The following is a 3160-nucleotide window of genomic DNA, read 5'->3' on the forward strand; positions in this document are numbered from 1 at the left end:
GGCGAGCGCCTGCTCGACGCGCCGCACCGCTCCGGTGGCACCGAGCGGCAGGGCCGGCAGCAGGAGGGCGAACTCGTCCCCGCCCAGCCGTGCCACGACGTCGCCCGGCCGGGTCGCGGCGCGCAGCGCGGCCGCCGCGGACCGGAGCAGCCGGTCGCCGGCGTCGTGGCCCTCGGCGTCGTTGAGCTGCTTGAGCCCGTCCACGTCGACGAAGACCACGGTGGGCGGCAGGGCGCCGGGCCCCGACGACCCCGCGGCGGCGTCGAGCAGCCCGCGGCGGTTGACCAGGCCGGTCAGCTCGTCGCTGCAGGCCGCCAGGGTCACCGCGTGCTCGGCGGCGGCGGACCGGTCCGCGGCCCGGCAGCGGATGGCGTTGAGGACGTGGGCGAGCGCCGCGGCGCAGACGAGCACCACCCCGACCGGTGCCGACGTCCGCAGGGTGCCGTGCACGGTGGCGGCGAGCAGCCACTGCAGCAGGCACACCGCCGTGACGACCGAGGCGTAGCGGCGCTCGTTGAGCAGCGTGCCGGCGGCGAGCAGGAACACCATGAGCCCGCCGGTGGCCAGCGGGTCGGCGTCGAGCAGGAGCTGGCTCAGCGGGAACAGCGAGGCGACGAGGCAGGCGACCAGGCCCACCTCGTGCGGGTGCGCCAGCGCGAGGGCCCGGCCGCGGGGCCGGGAGCAGACCCACCGCGCCAGCGCGAAGCCCGCCGAGACGCCGCCGGCCACCGCGGCCGTGACCCACGCGCCCGGCGGCGGCGCGAGCAGCAGGTTGGCCGGGACGAGCAGCCCGAGGACGACGGCGGCGACGGTGAAGGTCGGCAGCAGCGCGTCGACGGTCTGGGCGCGGCGGTCGGCGCGGACCGGGGCGTCGGCAGGGACGCCCCGGTGCGCACGCTGGACCGGTCCGGGCACGGGTGCCCATCGGCGCGGGGGCCGCCGATGTTGAGCCAGCCCGGGCGGGGGCACCCGGTCGGGCCTCAGCCGAGGACGAGCGCGCCCAGCCCGGCGTCGAGCCGCTGCCGGTCGGCCCACCACGCCTGGCCCTCGGCCGGCAGGGTGTCGATCGGGTCGTAGTACGGGTAGGTGCGGTCGAGCGCGTCGGCGTCGCCCGCCTCGACGGAGGTCCGGTAGTTCTTCGTCCACTCGCTGATGCCGCGCACCGTGTCGTAGGAGTGCACCTGGTGCACCCAGCGCTTGCCGACGAACGGCACGTCGCACACGATCCGCGGCGTGGCGAAGCCGGGCAGGTAGCCCATGATCGCGTGCTGCAGGTCCTGGGCCGTCCGCAGCGAGGTCCGCCAGTGCTCGGCCGCCGGGATCATGTCGCACATGTAGAAGTAGTACGGCGTGATCGATGCCTCGTCCTGCAGCCCGAAGCACAGGTCGAGCAGCTGCTCGGGGGTGTCGTTGACCCCGCGCATGAGCACGCCCTGGTTGCGGACGTCGCGCACGCCGGCCTCGTGCATGGCGCGGGCGGCCTCGGCGACCAGCGGGGTGAGCGAGCCGGCCGCGTTGACGTGGGTGTGGATGGCGAGCGCGACGCCGCGGCTGCGGGCGGTGCCGGCCACACGGGTCATGCCCTCGACGACGGGCGTGGACAGCCAGTGCTGCGGCAGGCCCATGAGCGCCTTGGTGGCCAGGCGGATGTCGCGGATGTTCGGGATCTCCAGCAGGGCGGTGAGGAACTGCTCCAGGCGCGGCCAGGGCATGTTGGCCACGTCCCCGCCGGAGACGACGACGTCGCGCACGCCGGGCGTGCGGCGCAGGTAGTCGAGCATGTCCTGCAGCCGGTCGTTCGGCTTGAGCGTGAACTTCAGCTTCTCCACCTGGGGGGTGGAGTTGCCGACCAGGTCCATCCGGGTGCAGTGGCCGCAGTACTGCGGGCAGGTCGGGAGGATCTCCGCGAGCACCTTGGTGGGGTAGCGGTGGGTGAGGCCCTCGACGGCCCACATGTCGTGCTCGTGCAGGGAGTCGCGGCTGGAGAACGGGTGCGACGCCCACTCGACGAACCGGTCGCTGAGCACCGGCAGCATGTAGCGGCGGACGGGGTCCGCCAGGAACGCGGCGGAGTACGCCTCGCCCGCGGCGGGCATGCCGTCGGGGCCGGTGCTGGGGACGATGGTGTTCATCATCTGCGGCGGCAGGAGCATCGACATGGTCGCCCGCTGCTGCTGGTCGGCGACCAGGTCGTCGTACACCGCGTCGGTGAGCAGGTCGCCCATGACCTCCTTGAGCTGCGCCGCGTTCTTCAGGCAGTGGCTGCGCTGCCACTGCACGTCGCGCCACTGCGCCTCGGTGACGTCGCGCCACCCCGGCATCCGGCGCCAGTCCGGCTCGACGAGCTCACGGCGCGCGTAGGTGTACGGCTGCAGGGCACGGGTGTCGCTCACACGGGCGAGGGTACGCAAGGTCCTTGCGCCTGTCACGCTTCACATGCAGGAACCTTGTGCGTACCCTCCGTCTGGTGGCACAGACCTCGACGACGACCCCTGCCCCCGCGCCCGTCGGTGCCGGTCCGGAGGAGTCGCCGGTCGGGCTGCACCGCGTGGTCCGCCCGGTCGGCGTGCTGCCGCAGGCGGCCGAGGTGCTCGACACCCGCCCGGAGCTGTGGCCGGGGGAGGTCCGGGTCGACGTCGACCGGCTCAACCTCGACGCGGCGAGCGCGCGCCAGCTGCGCGAGAGCAACGGCGCCGACCCCGACCGGGTCCGCGCCGCGGTCCTGGAGACCGTCCGCAGCCGCGGCAAGATGCACAACCGGGTCACCGGCTCCGGCGGGATGCTGCTGGGGACCGTGGCCGAGGTCGGCCCCGCGAGCCCGCTCGGCCTGCAGGTGGGCCAGCGCGTCGCGACGCTGGTGAGCCTCACCCTCACCCCGCTGCACCTGGACGACGACCTCGGAGGCTGGGACGGCCTGGGGGAGCAGGTGCCGACGCGCGGCCACGCGGTCCTGTTCGCGCGCAGCATCGCCGCGGTGGTCCCCGACGACCTCGACGAGTCCGACGTGCTCGCCGTCATGGACGTCTGCGGCGCCCCCGCCCTGGTCGCCCGCGTGGTGGCCGAGCGGCGCGGGCGCGGCCTGGGCACCGACGTCGCCGTGCTGGGCGCGGCCGGCAAGTCCGGCTCCCTGTCGCTGGCCGCCGCCCGGGACGCCGGCGCC

Annotated in this window: 3 protein-coding genes; 1 reads left to right on the forward strand and 2 read right to left on the reverse strand. The window is 75.0% G+C overall.

Annotation, left to right across the window (positions count from 1 at the left end; all coding sequences use genetic code 11):
• Both WCS02_RS18990 and WCS02_RS18995 read right to left on the reverse strand, forming a co-directional pair.
• The coding region (locus tag WCS02_RS18990) for a diguanylate cyclase domain-containing protein (RefSeq protein WP_340295850.1) at positions 1-915 on the reverse strand (915 nt) is incomplete at its 3' end.
• A gap of 65 nt (positions 916-980) precedes the next feature.
• Positions 981-2393 carry a KamA family radical SAM protein gene (locus WCS02_RS18995; protein WP_452039059.1) on the reverse strand — a complete coding sequence of 471 codons (1413 nt, stop codon included), beginning with the start codon at positions 2391-2393 and terminating at the stop codon, positions 981-983.
• Between the two features lie 74 nt (positions 2394-2467).
• On the opposite strand from WCS02_RS18995, the gene kdd reads away from it, so the two are divergent.
• Positions 2468-3160: L-erythro-3,5-diaminohexanoate dehydrogenase (kdd, locus tag WCS02_RS19000; protein WP_479688811.1), on the forward strand; the 693-nt coding region annotated here is incomplete at its 3' end.

The organism is Aquipuribacter hungaricus (assembly GCF_037860755.1).
In the GTDB taxonomy this organism is placed as follows: Bacteria; Actinomycetota; Actinomycetes; order Actinomycetales; family JBBAYJ01; genus Aquipuribacter; species Aquipuribacter hungaricus.